The 16,058-nt window shown below is 66.3% G+C and carries 18 protein-coding genes; 3 read left to right on the top strand and 15 right to left on the bottom strand.

What is annotated here, in order from left to right; all coding sequences use genetic code 11:
• Positions 1-16: 16 nt before the first annotated feature.
• From ACF3NP_RS01435 to ACF3NP_RS01425, 3 genes are read right to left on the bottom strand one after another with little or no spacing between them, the layout of a single operon-like run.
• Positions 17-511 (bottom strand): hypothetical protein, encoded by a 495-nt coding sequence (locus ACF3NP_RS01435; RefSeq protein ID WP_181888870.1) that lies wholly within the window; start codon positions 509-511, stop codon positions 17-19.
• On the bottom strand, positions 508-1,014 hold the full coding sequence (locus ACF3NP_RS01430) for a hypothetical protein (protein WP_181888871.1): 507 nt from the start codon (positions 1,012-1,014) through the stop codon (positions 508-510). The genes ACF3NP_RS01435 and ACF3NP_RS01430 overlap by 4 nt, the downstream gene beginning before the upstream one ends.
• A 10-nt stretch (positions 1,015-1,024) precedes the next feature.
• The gene (locus tag ACF3NP_RS01425; protein WP_181888872.1) at positions 1,025-2,407 is read right to left on the bottom strand and encodes a glycine--tRNA ligase; all 1,383 of its coding nucleotides are present in this window, start codon (positions 2,405-2,407) and stop codon (positions 1,025-1,027) included.
• Positions 2,408-2,576: 169 nt separating this feature from the next.
• Between ACF3NP_RS01425 and ACF3NP_RS01420 the strand changes: the two genes are divergently transcribed.
• On the top strand, positions 2,577-3,059 hold the full coding sequence (locus tag ACF3NP_RS01420) for an ArsR/SmtB family transcription factor (protein ID WP_338026601.1): 483 nt from the start codon (positions 2,577-2,579) through the stop codon (positions 3,057-3,059).
• Positions 3,060-3,074: 15 nt separating this feature from the next.
• Positions 3,075-3,512: a Fur family transcriptional regulator gene (locus tag ACF3NP_RS01415; RefSeq protein ID WP_181888873.1), complete on the top strand. Its 438-nt coding sequence runs from the start codon at positions 3,075-3,077 to the stop codon at positions 3,510-3,512.
• On the opposite strand, the gene ACF3NP_RS01410 is transcribed toward ACF3NP_RS01415, so the two are convergent.
• From ACF3NP_RS01410 to era, 3 genes are read right to left on the bottom strand one after another with little or no spacing between them, the layout of a single operon-like run.
• Positions 3,509-4,234 carry an isoprenyl transferase gene (locus ACF3NP_RS01410; RefSeq protein WP_181888874.1) on the bottom strand — a complete coding sequence of 242 codons (726 nt, stop codon included), beginning with the start codon at positions 4,232-4,234 and terminating at the stop codon, positions 3,509-3,511. The genes ACF3NP_RS01415 and ACF3NP_RS01410 overlap by 4 nt on opposite strands.
• Positions 4,235-4,243: 9 nt before the next feature.
• Positions 4,244-4,969 (bottom strand): DNA repair protein RecO, encoded by a 726-nt coding sequence (gene recO / locus ACF3NP_RS01405; protein ID WP_181888875.1) that lies wholly within the window; start codon positions 4,967-4,969, stop codon positions 4,244-4,246.
• Positions 4,959-5,942, bottom strand: a complete 984-nt coding sequence (era, locus tag ACF3NP_RS01400) for a GTPase Era (RefSeq protein WP_181888876.1) — start codon at positions 5,940-5,942, stop codon at positions 4,959-4,961. Before era ends, recO begins: the two co-directional genes overlap by 11 nt.
• Positions 5,943-6,081: 139 nt before the next feature.
• Here era and ACF3NP_RS01395 point away from each other — a divergent pair, with 139 nt between their 5' ends.
• Positions 6,082-7,119 (top strand): HNH endonuclease signature motif containing protein, encoded by a 1,038-nt coding sequence (locus tag ACF3NP_RS01395; RefSeq protein WP_181888877.1) that lies wholly within the window; start codon positions 6,082-6,084, stop codon positions 7,117-7,119.
• Between the two features lie 56 nt (positions 7,120-7,175).
• Here the strand turns inward: ACF3NP_RS01395 and pdxY are convergent, their stop codons facing one another.
• The 9 genes from pdxY to hemW are packed head-to-tail and all read right to left on the bottom strand — an operon-like array spanning position 7,176 to position 16,049.
• On the bottom strand, positions 7,176-8,027 hold the full coding sequence (pdxY, locus tag ACF3NP_RS01390; RefSeq protein WP_181888878.1) for a pyridoxal kinase PdxY: 852 nt from the start codon (positions 8,025-8,027) through the stop codon (positions 7,176-7,178).
• 9 nt (positions 8,028-8,036) lie between these two features.
• Positions 8,037-9,101: a 2,3-butanediol dehydrogenase gene (locus ACF3NP_RS01385; RefSeq protein ID WP_181888879.1), complete on the bottom strand. Its 1,065-nt coding sequence runs from the start codon at positions 9,099-9,101 to the stop codon at positions 8,037-8,039.
• 57 nt (positions 9,102-9,158) lie between these two features.
• On the bottom strand, positions 9,159-10,475 hold the full coding sequence (locus ACF3NP_RS01380; protein WP_181888880.1) for a CNNM domain-containing protein: 1,317 nt from the start codon (positions 10,473-10,475) through the stop codon (positions 9,159-9,161).
• Positions 10,472-11,038: an rRNA maturation RNase YbeY gene (gene ybeY, locus ACF3NP_RS01375; protein WP_181888881.1), complete on the bottom strand. Its 567-nt coding sequence runs from the start codon at positions 11,036-11,038 to the stop codon at positions 10,472-10,474. Before ybeY ends, ACF3NP_RS01380 begins: the two co-directional genes overlap by 4 nt.
• Positions 11,035-12,057 carry a PhoH family protein gene (locus ACF3NP_RS01370; protein ID WP_181888882.1) on the bottom strand — a complete coding sequence of 341 codons (1,023 nt, stop codon included), beginning with the start codon at positions 12,055-12,057 and terminating at the stop codon, positions 11,035-11,037. The genes ybeY and ACF3NP_RS01370 overlap by 4 nt, the downstream gene beginning before the upstream one ends.
• An 11-nt stretch (positions 12,058-12,068) precedes the next feature.
• Entirely contained in the window at positions 12,069-12,767 is a 699-nt protein-coding gene (locus tag ACF3NP_RS01365) for a 16S rRNA (uracil(1498)-N(3))-methyltransferase (protein WP_181888883.1), read from the bottom strand.
• Positions 12,764-13,897 carry a molecular chaperone DnaJ gene (dnaJ, locus tag ACF3NP_RS01360; protein WP_181888884.1) on the bottom strand — a complete coding sequence of 378 codons (1,134 nt, stop codon included), beginning with the start codon at positions 13,895-13,897 and terminating at the stop codon, positions 12,764-12,766. The genes ACF3NP_RS01365 and dnaJ overlap by 4 nt, the downstream gene beginning before the upstream one ends.
• Before the next feature lie 10 nt (positions 13,898-13,907).
• Positions 13,908-14,921: a heat-inducible transcriptional repressor HrcA gene (gene hrcA, locus ACF3NP_RS01355; protein WP_181888885.1), complete on the bottom strand. Its 1,014-nt coding sequence runs from the start codon at positions 14,919-14,921 to the stop codon at positions 13,908-13,910.
• Positions 14,922-14,930: 9 nt separating this feature from the next.
• Positions 14,931-16,049 (bottom strand): radical SAM family heme chaperone HemW, encoded by a 1,119-nt coding sequence (gene hemW / locus ACF3NP_RS01350; RefSeq protein ID WP_392398851.1) that lies wholly within the window; start codon positions 16,047-16,049, stop codon positions 14,931-14,933.
• Positions 16,050-16,058: the final 9 nt, after the last annotated feature.

Below are 16,058 nucleotides of genomic sequence, written 5' to 3'. Positions count from 1 at the left end.
GGCGCCGCGGGGGTGCTCAGTAGCGCGTGCGGCGGGCGGGCGCGTCGACGAAGGTCAGCGCCCAGGACATGAAGGCGAGGTCCACGAGCTGGATCTCGTCGAACCCGTCGGCGCGAAGGGTCGGCTCCGCCACGTCGACGCCCAGCTCGCCGGACGGGAAGCCCCGGGTCACGGCGATGAGCTCGCCGGCGCCGTCGCGGATCTCGCGCTTCGGGGTGATCGCGCCCGACAGCAGGTCAAAGCCCGAGCGGTTCAAGGTGTAGCGGCGGCCGGCGCAGTCCGCGGCGTAGCGCGACACCGTAAACCCAGCCTTGCGCAGCAGGTATTCATCCGACGTCGCGATGTCGAAGGCGCGGAACTTCGCCGGGTTATCGGACGTGATGCGAAGCACGGTGGCTGTGTCCGAGGTTGCGGCGCGAGGGGAAGCGCCGGCAAACACCGTGACGGTGTCGGGGGTGGATTCGGCGATGGACCTTTGGTCGTCGATAAGCGAAGCTCCCTGCCAAATCACAGCACTGCCACCACCACGACAAACAGCGACAGGAACACCAGCGTGGCAATCAACGCGGTGGAATTGGCCATCTTGCGGGCCTCCAGCACGCAGCGCGACAGCCACGCCAGGCCGGCAACCTGCACGGGCGACAGATGGGTCTCCCCCTCGAACTCGAGGATGGCCTTGCGCACCCCGTTGTGGTCCTGCGTGAACTGGGCGACTTTCTCGCCGTCCGGGCCTTCGACCACCCAGTTCTTGGACGTCTCCGGGATCAGGGCGAAGGAGGTGCCGTCCACGACAGCGTCGATGCGCTTGGCGCGCTTCAAACTGTCGGAGGTGCGCACGATCTCCTCACCGCCGCACGTGGCCAGTGCGCCCGACTCGGCGTGCGCCGTCAGATCCCAGCTCTGGCCGCACACAATCGCGCGGTCGTGCTCGAACACGCCGAGGACGTCCGGGCCGTCCTCCGCCAAAAGCTTCGGCGCGTCCCGGTTCGAGCGATCCCAGCTCACATAATGCATGAGCGAGAATCTAGCAGCCGATCAGGCGGGCGGCCAGGTAAGACTCCAGCTCCGCCAGCGGCACGCGTTCCTGCTCCATCGTGTCGCGCTCGCGCACGGTGACGGCTTGGTCTTCCAGGGTGTCGAAGTCGTAGGTGACGCAGAACGGGGTGCCAGTCTCATCCTGGCGGCGGTAGCGGCGGCCGATCGCGCCGGAGGTGTCAAAGTCGACGTTCCAGTGCTGGCGCAGCTTCGCCGCGAGCTCCTCGGCCGGGCCGGACAGTTCCGGCTTCTTCGACAGCGGCAGCACGGCCACCTTCACCGGGGCGAGGCGGCGGTCCAGGCGCAGCACGACGCGGGTGTCGGTGCCGCCCTTGGCGTTGGGGGCTTCTTCCTCGTCGTAGGCGTCGATGAGGAACGCCATCATCGCGCGGCCCAGGCCTGCGGCCGGCTCGATGCAGTACGGGATCCAGCGCTCGTTGTTCTCCTGGTCGAAGTAGCTCAGGTCCTCGCCGGAGGCCTCGGCGTGGGTCTTCAGGTCATAGTCGGTGCGGTTGGCCACGCCCTCGAGCTCGCCCCACTTGGAGCCGGTGAAGCCGAAGGCGTACTCAATGTCCACGGTGCGCTTGGAGTAGTGGGAAAGCTTCTCCTGCGGGTGCTCGTAGAGGCGCAGGTTGTCCGGGTTGATGCCCAGGTCGACGTACCAGTTGTAGCGGTTGTCAATCCAGTACTCGTGCCACTTCTCGTCCTCGCCGGGCTTGACAAAGAATTCCATCTCCATCTGCTCGAACTCGCGGGTGCGGAAGATGAAGTTGCCCGGGGTGATCTCGTTGCGGAAGCTCTTGCCGGTGTTCGCGATGCCGAACGGGGGCTTCATGCGTGACGACGTCATCACGTTCTTGAAGTTCACGAAAATGCCCTGCGCGGTCTCCGGGCGCAGGTAGTGCAGGCCTTCCTTGTCGTCCACGGGGCCCAGGTAGGTCTTCATCAGGCCGGAGAACGACTTCGGCTCGGTCCAGTTGCCGGGCTGGCCGGTTTCCGGGTCGTTGATGTCCGCGAGGCCGTTTGCCGGCGGGTGGCCGTGCTTCTCCTCGTAGGCTTCGAGGAGGTCGTCGGCGCGGTAGCGCTTGTGGGTGTACAGCGACTCCACGAGCGGGTCGGTGAACACCTCGACGTGGCCGGAGGCCTCCCACACGCGGGTGGGCAGGATGACGGAGGTGTCCACACCGACGGTGTCGCGGCGGGACTGCACCATGTGCTTCCACCACTGGCGCTTGAGGTTTTCTTTCAGCTCCACGCCGAGCGGGCCGTAGTCCCACGCGGAGCGGGTTCCGCCGTAAATCTCGCCGGCCGGGTACACCAGTCCGCGGCGCTTGCACAGGTTAACGACGGTCTCAATCTTTGATGCGGGCATCAACATCTCCTGGTGGGAAAGTGCGTGCAAAGTACGCAAAACAGCATAGCCCGCCTTACGACGCCTCCGGTCACCCGCCCAGTTTGGACATAAGTCCCACTCTGTTTAGGCATTCTTGTATTCTGAACGAATCATCTGTTTCCCATTGGCGCTGAGGAAAGGGGACGCCGTGAGCGAACGTTACGTTTTGGCGGACCTTCCAAAGCTGGCGGACGAGGACGTGGACCGCACTGCCGCGCTCGTCAAAGTGTTGGACTCGAAAACCCGGCTGGAGATTCTGCTGCTTCTGGCCGAGGAAGAGAAGGTCGTCCACCAGCTGGTCAACGAGTTGGAGAAGTCGCAGCCGCTGATTTCCCAGCACTTGCGGGTGCTGCGTTCGGCGGGCCTGGTGTCGTCGTCGCGCAAGGGCCGCGAGGTGCTCTACGCGCTGGACCAGCCGGACATCATCGGCATCATCCACGAGCTGGCGTCGCTGGAGAAGCTCACCGAGGCGCAGGACGAGCTGGCGCAGCTGCGCAAACGCAGGCGCAACCGTGACATCGGCCATGCCAGCGGCTCGAGCGGCGCGGCGATCGTCGACCCGCCTGCCACGGTGCGTCCTGAAGTGGATCCCGGCCTCGCCCCGCAGACGCCAAAGCCTGTGCGCGACTAGCTAGACTGCAATGGTATGACGCAAACGAACCGCCGGGCGCAATCCCGCCCCGTGCCCAAGCTGGGCCCGCGAATGACGCGCCAGCGCGCCGCCGTCGTGGAGACGTTGCGGGGGCTGGACAAGTTCGCGTCCGCGAAAACCATCCATGAGCAATTGCTTGCCGACGGCGCGTCCGTCGGCCTCACCACCGTCTACCGCACCCTGCAATCGCTTGCCGAGGTCAACGCCGTGGACGTGCTGCAGTCCCCCGACGGCGAGACCCTCTACCGCGACTGCTTATCCGGCCACCACCATCACCACCTGGTGTGCACCGAGTGCGGCCGCAGCGAGGAAATCGAGGGCGGGCCCGTGGAGAAGTGGGCCGAGGTCATCGCCTCGCACTACGGCTACGAGCTGGTCGGCCACGACGCCGAAATCTACGGCGTGTGCCGCGCCTGCCAGGCCAAGCGCTAGTTAGCGAACTTGTCCACCGCGCCGCCGAAACGGCGGTCGCGCTTGGCGTACTCGAGCACCGCGTCCCAGAGGTCTTCCTTGGTGAAGTCCGGGAACAGCACGTCCTGGTACACCATCTCCGCGTACGCCGACTGCCAGATGAGGAAGTTCGACGTGCGCTGCTCCCCCGACGGGCGCAGAAACAGGTCCACGTCCGGCATGTCCGCGCGGTACAGGTAGCGGGCGATGGTTTTTTCGTCGACGGTGGACACGTGAGCGTCGATAAGCTTTTGCACCGCATCTGTGATCTCCGCACGCCCGCCGTAGTTGACGCACATGGCAAGCGTGAGGCCGGTGTTGTTTTTGGTCAGCTCCTCGGCGACCTCGAGTTCCTCGATGACGCTGCCCCACAGCTTCGGGCGGCGCCCGCACCACACCACGCGCACGTTTTTGGCGTGCAGCTCGTCGCGCTGGCGGCGCAGCACCTCGCGCGTGAAGTTCATGAGAAAGTGCACCTCGGAAGGCGAGCGCTTCCAATTTTCCGTGGAGAACGCGTACGCCGAGAGCCATTCGACGCCGCCGAGCTCGATGCACGCGTCGACGGCCTCCATGAGCTTCTCCTCACCCACCTTGTGCCCCTCGGTGCGCTTGAGGCCGCGGCTTTGCGCCCAACGGCCGTTGCCGTCCATCACCAGCGCGATGTGCTTCGGGATGAACTTCGTGTCAATTCTCGGTGCGCCCATGGGCGTCAATTATGCCTGCTCCATAATCTTGAAGCTTTTCAGCCCGGTCTCCAGGTTGAATTGCAGGTGCGCGACGGTTGCGCGGTGAATCTGCGCCACGCGTATCGACGGCACTTCGCTGCCCCTCTCCATCAGCCACATCTCGTGCAACGTTTCGGGGTGGACGTCCATGGAGCCCGGCGGGCGGCAGTTGTTGCACACCGCCCCGCCGACCGTGGCGTTGAACGCCTTGTGCGGGCCGGGTACCCCGCAGTTCGCGCAGTTGAAGAGGCTTAAACCCCAGCCGGCGTGCTCGGTGGCCTGCAGGATGAACGCGTCGAGGACCATCGTGGGGTGCTGCTCCGTTTGCAGGTTGCGCAGCGCGTCCTGAACCAGGGCGAACAGGGTGGGGTCCGCTTCTTCGAAGCTGAGCTTTTCCGCCGTCTCCATCACGGCGCAGGCGGCGGCGTAGCGGTCGAAGTCGTCGATGATGCGGGCGCCGTAGTAGGTGACGGTGTCGGCGGAAGCGATCGTCGAGAGGCCTCGGCCCGGGTAGATCAGCGCGTCGACCTCCACGAACGGCTGCAGCCGTGAGCCGAAGCGGCTCTTCGCCTTGCGCACCCCCTTGGCCACGCCGCGGATAAGTCCGTGGTTCTTTGTGAGCAGGACGACCACCCGGTCCGCCTCCCCAAAATCGTAGGTGCGCACCACGAACGCGCGGTCGCGCCAGTTCGGGCGCGGGGCTTTAGAAGCCAAGCCGGCCCAGCGCCTTCGGGTCCTGCTGCCAGTTCTTCAGCACTTTGACGCGCACGTCCAGGTAGACGTTTTGCCCGGTCAGCTCGATGATCTGCTTGCGGGCGCGGTGCACGATGCCGCTTAAGCGCCGTCCGTCCGGGCCCTCGATGATGCGTTTTTGGCCCGGGCGCTCCAGGTAGAGCACGGCGTAAATTTTGACGCGGCGGTCCTCCTGGATCATCTCGTCAATTTGGACGGCGACGGAGTGCGGCAGCTCGTCGCGAAGCCCCCGCAGCGCTTCCTCGCGGATGAGCTCCGCGATGCGCGTCTCCGTGTCCTCGTCCGTGGTGTGGTCCTCGGGGTAGAAACGCGGGCCTTGCGGGAGCTTATCGACGAGCACGTCAAGCAGCGTGTCGATTTGCACCTGCTGGGTGGCCGACACCGGCACCAGCTCCGCGTCCTGGCCCAGCAGCTCGTGCAGCTCCAGCAGGCGCTCGCCGACCGTGTCCTTGCCGGTCTTGTCCAGCTTGGTCACGATGCCCACGATCGGTGTGTTCGGCTTGGTTTCGCGGATCTGCTCCAGGATGTAGCGGTCGCCGGGGCCGATCTTCTCGTCCGCAGGGACCGTGAAACCGATGACGTCCACGTCGGCGAAGGTGTCCTTGACCACGTCGTTGAGACGCTCGCCCAGCAGCGTGCGCGGGCGGTGGATGCCCGGGGTGTCCACCACGATGACCTGGGCGTCGGGGCGATTGATCACGCCGCGGATCGGGTGACGGGTCGTCTCCGGCTGATCCGCCATAATCGCGATCTTCTCCCCCACCAGCGCGTTCGTCAGCGTGGACTTACCGGTGTTCGGGCGGCCCACAAAACTGACGAACCCCGACCTGAAGCCCTCCGGGGTGTCAGTGAAGCCGCCGGCGTCGGCGCGCTCGAAATCGTTCGCGCTGGCCTCTGCGGGCAGATCGTCCGGGAAATCGGGGAAGTCGTTCATGGCCTGGGATTCTACCTGTCAACCCCTGAGTGGTTTCGCTGTGGACAACTGTGTTGCGGCGGGGGCTTTTGGCGGGGGTTATCCACAGATTTTGATTTGGGTCTGGTGTTGGGGGTTGCGCTGGCTTAGCTTTCGGGCCATGAACTTCACCGACTTTGTTTCCGCAGGCGTTTCTGTGCTCGCCGACTTCGACCGCGACGTAGCTATGGCCGCCGGCCTATCCACCAGCCGCGTACGCGACCTGGCGCGGGTGCACCACGCGTATTACGGCCCGACCCAGTTCACCCGCAAACAACGCGACGCACTCGCCGCCGCCGAGGGGTTACCTGTGGACCAACTCGTGCACATCGAGAAAAAGTTGCTCGCCGTCGAAGGCGCCGCCGAACGCTGGCGCATTAGGTTGGATTTGGTGCGCCACCGCGGCTCGTACAGGGCGTTGACCAAGCGCATCAAACGGCTGATCAAACAACCCGTCAAACCAGCCCCACCCTCGTGCAAGTTTTCCCGCTCGAAGGCAGGGATGCGCACCATGATCCTGACCTACAACGAGCGCGACCTCGCCGATTTGGAGCACCTGCTGCGACAACTCATCGACGCCGACGACCCCGCAGCCGCCCAAATGGCCCACACCCTCATCGGGATCCTGCGCGACGGCAAAGGGGTACCGAAGGCGAACTTCCGGCCGATCATTCTCGTGCCGATCGCCGACTGGGCCCGCATCCAATCAGGCCACGCAGACGAAGTCACGCTCATCTGCACCGACGGCACCACCATGACAGGCGCCGAATACATGGAGCACGAATTCGGCGACATACTCGAAGTCGCCGCGTTCCACCCCCAGGAAGGCCCCGTCAACCTGTACTACGGTAAGCGCTGCGCCAACCCGAAGCAGAAAGTCATGTCGAAGCTGCTCTGCCCGGCGTGTGCGTTTCCGGACTGCAAACACTCCGCCGAGACCACCCAAACACACCACATCAACGCGTGGCGCTACGGGGGAATGACCAACATGGACAACCTCGCCGAACTGTGCCCCTTCCACAACGGGGTCAACGCCGACAACAGGCAAGGCCCGTTCGGCTACATCGACAACCCCAACGCCCGCATCCACTGGGTCGCACCCAACGGCACACGCGTCCCAATGACCACCCCGGGCGCGATGGAACTGCTCTTCGACTAACCACACACCGAAAACCCGCCCCAAAAGGGCGGGCACATCGGCATGCCTGAAAACGGTTAGAGGGCCTCGACCTCGAACTGGAGCTGCGGGTTGGCGTAGTAGTCCTGCGCCTCGACGAGCTTGAGCTCCTGCGAGTCTGCCTCGAGGGTCACGCGCAGCAGGTCGAACACAGACGACGCCGTCTTGGCCAGCGCGTCCTTCGCGTCGCGGCCGCGGAGGTAGTGCCCGGTGAACAGCGCCGCGGTGACGTCGCCGGAGCCGTTGCGTTTAAACGGCAGGCGCGGGGTGCGCACGATCCACTTGCCGTGGTCGTCGACGGCGATCATCTCGATGGCGTCCTCAGGCGTCTCCGGGCGCTTTACCGAGGTGACCAGCACGGTGGACGGGCCCATCTCGCGGGCGGCGTCGACGGCGGCGAGGGTGGAATCGAGGTCGGTAACGTCGCGCTCGGTCAGGTACCCCAGCTCGAACTGGTTCGGGGTGATGATGTCGGCGGCCGGCACGATCGTTGAGCGGAACAGCGGCGGGATCGAATCTGCGACGAAGCAGCCGGATGTCGCCGAACCCATCACCGGGTCGCAAGTGTAGATAGCGTCCGGGTTCTCCGCCTTGATGTCGCGCACGGTGCCGACGATCACGTCGGCGATTTCGGGGGAAGCCTGGTAGCCGGTGAGGATGCCGTCGATGAGCGGGAATGCGCCGCGGTCGCGGATGCCGCTCAGCACCGCGGCGACGTCGTCGGCCGGAATGATCGGCCCGCCCCACGCGCCGTAGCCGGTGTGGTTGGAGTAGTTCACGGTGTTCACCGGCCACACTTCGTGGCCGATGCGCTGCAAAGGAAAGACCGCTGCCGAGTTGCCAACATGGCCATACGCGACAGCGGACTGGATGGAGAGAATGTTGCTCATACGAGCATTTTAGAGCTCCGGCGACACCAGGATCTTCACGGCGGTCTCATTGCGGTTGATCAGGGTGTCGAAGCCCTCGTCGACGACACCGTCGAAGCCGATCTTGCCGGTGATGAACGGCTTGAGGTCGACCTTGCCCTCCTCGACGAGCTTGATGGTCTGCTCGTGGTCGTGGGCGTAGCCAATGATGCCGCGGATGGTCAGCTCCTTCATCACCACGGCGTGGATGTCCAGCTCGGCCTTCTTGGACCAGATGGACTCGACGACCAGGGTGCCTTTGAGCTTCAGGCAATCGACGAGCTGGTCGAGCACGACGTTGACGGAGGTTGCCTCGAAGGCCGCGTCGACGCCCTTGCCGTCGGTGATCTTCAGGATTTCTTCCTTCAGGTCCTGCTTGGACGGGTCGATGGCGTGGTCTGCGACGCCGGCGTCGAGGGCCTTCTGGCGACGCAGCTCGGACAGCTCGGAGACGACGACGGTGCAGCCGTATGCCTTTGCGACGGCAGCCGTGAGCACGCCGATCGGGCCAGCACCGCCGACCAGAACCACGTCGCCCTCGCCGGCCTCGGAGGCGGAGAATGCGTGGTGGGCGACGGACAGCGGCTCGATGAGCGCGGCCTCGTCCAGCGGCACGTCGTTCTTGATCGGGTGGACCCAGCGGCGCTGCACCGCGATCTTCTCGGACAGGCCGCCGCCACCGCCGGCAAGGCCGATGAAGTTGACGTCCGGGTGGAGGTTGTACGGGCCCGGCTCCTTCGGGTCGACATCGTCGGGAAGCACGTACGGCTCGACGACGACATGCTGGCCGACCTCAAGGTCGTCCACGCCCTCGCCCAGTGCCGCGACGACGCCGGAGAACTCGTGGCCGAGCGTGACCGGCGGCTCCTCGCCGGTGATCGGGTGCGGGTGGCCCGGCTTCGGGCAGAAGATCGGGCCTTCCAGGTACTCGTGGAGGTCGGTACCGCAGATGCCGCACCAGGCGATGTCGATGAGCACCTCGCCCTTGCCCGCCTCTGGGGCGTCGATGTCCTCGACGCGGATGTCCTTCTGGCCGTAGTAACGTACAGCGCGCATGTGAAGCTCCTCTCGGTGGAAACCTGCTTACGTGCACAATTCTACCGAAAAGTAGGACTAATCGCCGTGGAGCGGCTCTGTGGCCTCCGCCACCGAGACGAGCACGGTGCGGGTCTTCACCCGGCCGCGGCGGTCGCGGCCGCCCTCGGCGGTGTAGCGCACCCCGTCGCGCAGAATCGACGCGCCCGGCAGCGGCACGCGCCCCAGCTCATACGACAACAGCCCCGCCACCGTGTCGACGTTTTCCGTGACGTCCTCGGCGTACTCCAGCTCGTAGTCCAGGTTGTCGGCGAGGTAATCCACCAAATCATCCAGCGGTAGGCGCGCCTGGACGCGGAACACGCGCGGCTCCACCTCGGTGATCGGCGCTTCCTCGTCCTCGTCGTACTCGTCGGTGATTTCGCCGACGATCTCTTCCAGCAGGTCCTCCATGGTTAAAAGGCCGGCGACGGTGCCGTATTCGTCGATAAGCATGGCGATGTGCGTGTTCGACTGCTGCATCTCTTTGAGCAGCACGTCCAGCGGCTTCGAGTCCGGGATGAACAGCGGCTCGCGCATGAACTCCGTAATCAGCGTGGCGGGGTCGATCGGGGTGCCGCGGTCGGTGAACATGTCCTTCAGGTACGCGATACCGACGATCTCGTCGACGCTCTCCCCGATCACCGGCACGCGCGAATGGCCGGAACGCACCATGAGCGCGGTGGCTTGGCGCGCGGTTTTCTCGCCTTCGATCCACACCATCTCGGGCCGCGGCACCATGACCTGGCGCGCGTAGTTGGACGCGAGGTCGAAGATGTTCTGGATCATGCGGCCCTCGGTGGTTTCCACCACGCCCTTTTCCTGCGCGACCTCGACCATCTCGCGCAGCTCGATTTCGGTGGCGTACGGGCCGTCGCGGAAGTCCTCGCCGGGGTGGAACAGGTTGCCCACCCAAATCAACAGCTTTGCGACGGGCCCGAGCACCGTTTGGAACACCCCCAGCCCCTGGGCCGCCTTCAGCGAAATGGTGTAGGGGTTGCGCTTGCCCGCGGTGCGCGCGAACACCCCGACGATGGAAAATTGCAGCAGCGTGACGACGATCACCGCCACCGCGATCGCCCACCCGTCGGAGTCCAGCAGATCCATCGCGAGCATCGCGGCGGTGACGGACGCGACGACATCCAGCACGGTCTTGACCAGCACGAGCGTGTTGACGTGGTTCGCGCGGTGATCCACCACCCGCAGCAGCGCCTCCGCGCCCGGGGTGTCGTCTTTGACCATGCCCTCGACGCGGGCGCGCGAGATCGGGGCGAGCGCGGACTCGATGGAGCCGAGCAGGCCGGACAACAGCAGCGCGGCAACGGTGACGGCCGCGTAGACGAAGGTCAGCGTCACTCGATGCCCTTCATCAGCTTGTCCAGCTCGTCGCGGTCCGCGGCCGATGGGAAGGCGTGCGCGCCGGTCGGCTTCGGCTGGTACTCCACGCCGCGGCGGGCAAGGTCGTCGTACCAGTCCGCCAGGATCTCGTTCTGCAGCGCGAACATCTCGCGCTCGTCTTTCGGCTCGATGTGGTCGTAGCCCAAAAGGTGCAGCACGCCGTGGACGGTGAGCAGCGCCATCTCGTGCGCCAGGTCGTGGCCGGCCATTTCGGCCTGCTTGCGGTCGTAGGCCGGGCACAGGATGATGTCGCCGAGCATCGCCGGGCCGGGCATGTCCGCGTCGGGGCGGCCGCCGCCGGGGGTGAGCTCGTCCATGGGAAAGCTCATCACGTCCGTCGGGCCCTCCAGGTCCATCCAGCGCACGTGCAGGTCAGCCATCGTGGCTTCGTCCACGAGCGTGATGGTGGCTTCGGTTTCAGGGTGGACGTCCATGGAGCGCATGGCGAACGACGCGACGTCGATAAGCATTTGCTCATTGACCTCCGCCTCGCCGGACTCATTCAAGACTTCAATGCTCACTGGTTTGCCTCCGCTTCCCGCTCGGCCTCGATCGCCTGCTGGCGCTTCTCGTAGCGCAGGGCGTTCTGCGCGTCGTGACGGTCGTACGCTGCGACGATGCGCGAAATCAGGTGGTGGCGCACCACGTCGCCGGCGCCGAGCTCCTGGAACGAAATGTCGTCGATGTCCGCGAGGATGCGCCGCGCCACACGCAGGCCGGAGACGGTGCCTCGCGGCAAGTCCACCTGGGAGGTGTCGCCGGTGACCACCATCTTCGAGCCGAAACCGAGGCGCGTGAGGAACATCTTCATCTGCGCGCCGGTGGTGTTCTGCGCCTCATCCAGGATGACAAACGCGTCCGACAGGGTGCGACCGCGCATGTAGGCCAGGGGCGCGACCTCGATGATGCCGGCCTCGATGAGCTTCGGGATCGCTTCCGGGTCCATCATGTCGCGCAACGAGTCGTACAACGGGCGCAAGTACGGGTCGATCTTGTCCGAGAGCGTGCCGGGCAAGAAACCGAGCTTCTCGCCCGCCTCCACCGCCGGGCGGGTCAAAATGATGCGCTTGACCTCTTTGTTCTGCAGCGCCTGGACCGCCTTCGCCACCGCGAGGTACGTCTTGCCGGAACCGGCGGGGCCGATGCCGAAGGTGATGGTGTTCTCGTCGATCGCGTCGACGTACGCGCGCTGGCCGGCCGTCTTCGGGCGGATGACCTTGCCGCGGCGCGAGATGATCTCCTCGCCGAGGATGTCCGCGACGGCACCGGGCGCCTCGGCCTCCATGATGCGCACCGCCTGGATCACCGTGTCCACCCCCAGCGGCACACCGCGGCGCGCCATGGACTCCAGCTCCTCGACGACGCGCAGCGCGTGCGCCGCCTGCTCCGCGTGCCCCTTGACGGTCAGCTCGGTGCCGCGGGCGTGGAAGCCCACCCCGAGCTGGTCCTCTAGAACCCGCAGGTTGTCATCGTTGATTCCCAGGACGGACTGTGCGTACGCCGAGTCGAGTTCGACCTTGCGCGTCACCATTTCTTCCATGGGGGCCAACCCTACCAGCGGGAGGTCAACGCCCCGATGGCGCAAAGCCCCGCGAACGCCGCCGAGGCGGTGCGCAGCACCTCGGGCCCGAGCTTCACCGGGCGGGCGCCCAGGATTTCCAGTTCGTCGTCGCCGATGCCGCCCTCGGGCCCGACGATCAGCCACACGTCCTCGCCGAAGTCGACGTCGCGGATGGAGTCGGTGGCGTCCTCGTGCAGCACCAGAGCGTGGCGCTCCTGCAGCAGCTCGGACAGCTGGTTCGTCGTCACCGGGTCGCGCACCTCCGGCACCCACGCGCGCCGCGCCTGCTTCGCGCTGGAAAGCGCCTGCGCGCGCCACTTCTCCACCTGCTTGGCCTGCTTGTTCGCCGGCCACCGCGCGATCGTGCGGTGCGAAATCCACGGCACAATCGCATCAGCCCCGGCCTGCACCGCCAGGTCCACGGCGAGCTCCGCGCGCTCGCCCTTCGGCACCGCCTGCACCACCGTCACCCGCGGCGTGGGTTGCGGCACAAACTGAAGCTTCTCGACGACTCCGTCAACCCGACCAGCCCCCACCGACGTGACGCGGGTGAGCGCGGTGGACCCTTGGCCGTCGATAAGCATGATGTGCTCGCCGGGTTGGATGCGCTTGACGTGGGCGTGCTTGGCTTCGGCGCCGGTGAGCGTGCCGGCGGCGGGGTCGTCGGTGAGGAAGTACGGCAGGCTCATCGGCGGAAACGGTCGCGCATGCGGGAGAAGAAGCCCTCGCCGTGCTCGTCGGACTCGACGTGGACCTCCGGGTTGTCCGGGTGGCCGTCGCGGAGGTCCTGCAACGCGGCGCGCTCGTCGTTGGTCAGGGCGGTGGGCACGGTGACCTGGACGTGGGCGATCATGTCGCCGGCGCCCTCGGCGCGCAGCCGCGGCATGCCCTCGCCCTGCAGGTGGATGGTGTCGCCGGGCTGGGTGCCGCCGGGCACCTCGATGACGGTCTTCTCGCCGGCGAGGTTGTCCACGCTCAGCTCGGTGCCGAGCGCTGCATCGTACATCGGCACGGTCAGGCGCACGTGCAGGTCGTTGTTCTCGCGCACGAACACCGGGTGCGGTTTGACCTGCACCTCCACGTAGAGGTCGCCGGCGGGGCCGCCGCCGTGGCCGACCTCGCCCTGGTCCGCCATGCGGATGCGCATGCCGGAGTTGATGCCGGCCGGGATGTTCACAGTCAGATCGCGGGTGGCGCGCACGCGGCCGTCGCCGGCGCACTGGGTGCACGGGTCCTTGATCACTTCGCCGTAGCCGTGGCAGGTGGGGCACTCGCGGGTGGTCATGACGTTGCCCAAGAACGACTGCTGCATCTCCTGGACCTGGCCGGCGCCGCCGCAGGTGCCGCAGGGCACCGGCTTCGCCTCGGTCTTGGACCCGGTGCCGTGGCACTTCTCGCACAGCACAGCGGTGTCCACGGTGACGTCCTTCTTCGTGCCGGCGAACGCCTCCTCCAGGGTGATGGCGGTGCGCAGCAGCGCGTCGTTGCCCGGCTGCACGCGCGAGCGGGGTTGGCGGGCGCCACCGCCGCCGAAGAACGCCTCGAAGATGTCGCCGAGTCCCCCGCCGCCGAAGCCGCCCGCGCCGCCCATGCCGCCGCCGGCCTCCATCGGGTCGCCGCCGCGGTCGACGATTGCGCGCTTCTGCGGGTCCAGCAGCACCTCCTGCGCCGCCGCGATCTCCGCGAACTTCTCGGCGGCCTCCTCGGACGGGTTCACGTCCGGGTGGTACTTGCGCGCCAGCTTGCGGTACGCCTTCTTAATCTCCTGCTCGGTGGCTTCCCGGTCCACGCCGAGGATGCCGTAGTAATCGCGAGCCATAACTTCCCTTCTATTCGCCCCGCAGAATGCGGCTGATGTAGCGGGCCACGGTGGCAACCTTCTGCATGGTACCGGGGTAGTCCATGTGGGTCGGACCCACTACCCCGAGGCCGCCGAGTGCCTCGTCGCCCGAGCCGTACGCTGTTGTAATAATCGAGGCGCGCGAAAATTCCTCGTCCTCGTTCTCGCGCCCGATGCGCACGCTCACCCGCTCGAGCTCCTGCGCGCCGGCGAGCAGTTTCAGCACCACCACCTGCTGCTCAAGCGCGTCGATGACGCCCTGCAAGCCTCCCGACGGCACGACCAGGTTCGACGAGCCGGCGATGATCAGCCGGTCCGGCGCGGCGTCGACAAGCGTGGTGATCAGCACTTCTGCCGCGCGTGAGGTGGGGTCGGCGAGGTGGGGCGGAGCTTTCGTCGATAGGCGAGAAAGCGCCTCCGAGGCGTCGCGCATGGTTTGGCCCACCAGGGCCTCGTTCAAAAGGTCGCGAAGCAGGCGCACCCCGTCCGGCCCGATCGGCGCCGAAAGTTCCACGTTGCGCTGGTCCACGCGCCCGGCGTCCGTGATCAGCACGAGCAAAAGCCGCGTCGGGGTCAGCTCCACCACCTCGCAGTGCTTCACGCGCGAGACCGTCAGCGTTGGCAGCTGCACCACCGCCGCCTGATTGGTCAGCTGCGCGAGCAGCTGCACGGAGCGGTGCAGCACGTCCTCCATGTCCACGCCGTTTTCCAAAAAGTCCAAAATGGCGTGGCGTTCGGCGGCGCTCAACGGCTTGACGTCGTGCAGCGCGTCCACGAACGCGCGGTAACCCGCCTCAGTGGGGATGCGGCCGGACGAGGCGTGGGTCTGCGAGATGTAGCCCTGCTGCTCCAGCACCGCCATGTCGTTGCGGATCGTCGCCGAGGACACCCCCATCTTGTGCCGCTCCACCAGCGATTTCGACCCCACCGGTTCCTGGCTTGCAATGTAGTCCGCCACGATCGCGCGCAGCACCGCTTGGCGCCGCTGGTCCGCAGTACCCATTACGCCTCCTTACTCGGCTGCCAGGATATCGGTGATGATGCCGTCTGCAAGCAGCCGGCCCTTGTCGGTCAGCCGCAGCCTGTCGCCTGCCTGAAGCAAGCCAGCATGCACATGCCTATCGACGACCTCCCGTGCCCCCGCCCCGACCCAATCTGACGGGATCCCTTCTTTCAGCCGCAGGCCGAGCATGACTGCCTCGGTGTGGGCCTCTGTTTCCGTGATGGGTTCAGTGTCCTGGATGGGCAGCGCGCCGTCGGCAAGCAACTGTGCATACTTTTCGGGGCGCTTGACGTTGAAGAAACGCTCGGAAGCGATGAAGCTGTGCGCGCCCGGGCCTGCGCCCCACCACTTACGGTTGCGCCAGTAAATGAGGTTGTGGCGGCACTCGCCGCCCGGTTTGGCCCAGTTGGAGACCTCGTACCAGTTATAGCCGTGGTCGGCGAGGGTGTCTGCGATGATCTCGTAGCGGTCGGCGTAGACGTCCTCCTGTGGCGCCGGCAGCTCGCCGCGGCGGATCTTGCGGGCCATGGCGGTGCCGTCCTCGACGATGAGCGAGTAGGCGCTGACGTGGTCGACGTCCGTGGCCAGGATGGCGTCGAGGGTGCGGCGGACGTCGTCGTCGGTTTCGGTGGGGGTGCCGTAGATCATGTCCAGGTTCACATGCTGGAAGCCGGCGGCGCGGGCCTCGCGGGCGGCGGCGACGGCGCGGCCCGGGGTGTGCTGGCGGTCCAGCACCTTGAGCACCGGCGTGGAGGCGGACTGCATGCCGAGTGAGACGCGGGTGAAGCCGGCGTCCAGCAGGCCGGCGAAGTAGTCGGGGCTGGTGGATTCCGGGTTGGACTCGGTGGTGACCTCCGCGCCGGGGTTCAGGCCGAAGGTGTTGCGGACGGCGTCGAGGATGCGTGCGAGGCCGTCTGCGCCGAGCAGCGACGGGGTGCCGCCGCCGATGAACACCGTGTCGGCTTTGGGCAGGCCGCGGGCGGCGGCGAGCTCGAGTTCTTTCTCGAGCGCGTCCAAGTACTGGGCGTGGGAGGAATCCACCTCGGTGGGTGTGTAGGTGTTGAAGTCGCAGTACCCGCAGCGCGTGGCGCAAAACGGGACGTGGACGTAAACGCCGAAAGAATCCATGGCCCTAAG

Origin of the sequence: Corynebacterium lehmanniae, assembly GCF_043161975.1 — a bacterium.
In the GTDB taxonomy this organism is placed as follows: domain Bacteria; phylum Actinomycetota; class Actinomycetes; order Mycobacteriales; family Mycobacteriaceae; genus Corynebacterium; species Corynebacterium lehmanniae.
Note: the sequence above shows the minus strand (reverse complement) of the source record. Positions and strands in the feature narration are given on the sequence as shown.

Coding starts and splice junctions, on each gene's coding strand:
- ACF3NP_RS01430 (WP_181888871.1), bottom strand. CDS start 1,014: ATGCATTATGTGAGCTGGGATCGCTCGAACCGGGACGCGCCGAAGCTT.
- ACF3NP_RS01425 (WP_181888872.1), bottom strand. CDS start 2,407: ATGCCCGCATCAAAGATTGAGACCGTCGTTAACCTGTGCAAGCGCCGC.
- ACF3NP_RS01415 (WP_181888873.1), top strand. CDS start 3,075: ATGACGCAAACGAACCGCCGGGCGCAATCCCGCCCCGTGCCCAAGCTG.
- ACF3NP_RS01410 (WP_181888874.1), bottom strand. CDS start 4,234: ATGGGCGCACCGAGAATTGACACGAAGTTCATCCCGAAGCACATCGCG.
- era (WP_181888876.1), bottom strand. CDS start 5,942: ATGAACGACTTCCCCGATTTCCCGGACGATCTGCCCGCAGAGGCCAGC.
- ACF3NP_RS01395 (WP_181888877.1), top strand. CDS start 6,082: ATGAACTTCACCGACTTTGTTTCCGCAGGCGTTTCTGTGCTCGCCGAC.
- pdxY (WP_181888878.1), bottom strand. CDS start 8,027: ATGAGCAACATTCTCTCCATCCAGTCCGCTGTCGCGTATGGCCATGTT.
- ACF3NP_RS01385 (WP_181888879.1), bottom strand. CDS start 9,101: ATGCGCGCTGTACGTTACTACGGCCAGAAGGACATCCGCGTCGAGGAC.
- ACF3NP_RS01370 (WP_181888882.1), bottom strand. CDS start 12,057: ATGGAAGAAATGGTGACGCGCAAGGTCGAACTCGACTCGGCGTACGCA.
- ACF3NP_RS01365 (WP_181888883.1), bottom strand. CDS start 12,767: ATGAGCCTGCCGTACTTCCTCACCGACGACCCCGCCGCCGGCACGCTC.
- dnaJ (WP_181888884.1), bottom strand. CDS start 13,897: ATGGCTCGCGATTACTACGGCATCCTCGGCGTGGACCGGGAAGCCACC.
- hrcA (WP_181888885.1), bottom strand. CDS start 14,921: ATGGGTACTGCGGACCAGCGGCGCCAAGCGGTGCTGCGCGCGATCGTG.
- hemW (WP_392398851.1), bottom strand. CDS start 16,049: ATGGATTCTTTCGGCGTTTACGTCCACGTCCCGTTTTGCGCCACGCGC.